The sequence below is a fragment of the Streptomyces pseudogriseolus genome, assembly GCA_002154585.1.
Taxonomy (GTDB): domain Bacteria; phylum Actinomycetota; class Actinomycetes; order Streptomycetales; family Streptomycetaceae; genus Streptomyces; species Streptomyces pseudogriseolus.
Map to the genome: position 1 here is coordinate 1 of MUNG01000535.1, position 789 is coordinate 789.

The window sequence follows — 789 nt, forward strand, 5'->3', positions numbered from 1 at the left end:
CGGCGGCGGCTCAGGCACACGCTCGTCGCTCTGACCGGCGCACTGGCGCTGGGCGCGGGCGCTCTGGCGCTCACCGGTCCCACCGCCAGCGCCTCCGCGCCGCCCCCGCCGTCGGGCTGGTCCCAGGTCTTCGCCGACGACTTCGACGGTCCCGAGGGCAGCGGCGTCGACACCGCCGACTGGCAGTACGCGACCGGCACCGGCTACCCCGGCGGCCCCGCCAACTGGGGCACCGGCGAGAAGGAGACGATGACGTCGAACCCGGAGAACGTCTCCCTCGACGGCAACGGCAACCTGCGCATCACCCCGCGCCGCGACGGCGCCGGCAACTGGACGTCGGGGCGCGTCGAGACCAACCGCGACGACTTCCAGCCCCCGGCCGGCGGCAAGCTGCGCGTCGAGGCCCGTATCCAGGTACCGAACGTCACGGGTGACGCGGCCAAGGGCTACTGGCCCGCGTTCTGGATGCTCGGCGCGCCGTTCCGGGGCAACTACTGGAACTGGCCCGCCGTCGGCGAGCTGGACATCATGGAGAACACCCAGGGCCAGAACACGGTGTTCGCCACGATGCACTGCGGCACCTCGCCGGGCGGCCCGTGCAACGAGACCAGCGGCATCGGCGGCCAGACCACCTGTCAGGGCACCACCTGCCAGGCCGGTTTCCACACCTACCGGATGGAGTGGGACCGCTCGTCGGAGGTGGAGGAGATCCGCTTCTACCTCGACGACACCAACTTCCACACCGTCCGGGAGAACCAGGTGGACGCGACGACCTGGTCGAACGCCACG

General features: G+C 71.6%; 1 protein-coding gene. It reads left to right on the forward strand.

Going from position 1 to position 789, the window contains the following annotated elements; genetic code table 11:
* Positions 1 to 789 (forward strand): glycoside hydrolase family 16 protein (locus tag CCN29_RS32310; RefSeq protein WP_107481759.1); only part of this gene is annotated, 789 nt, incomplete at both ends.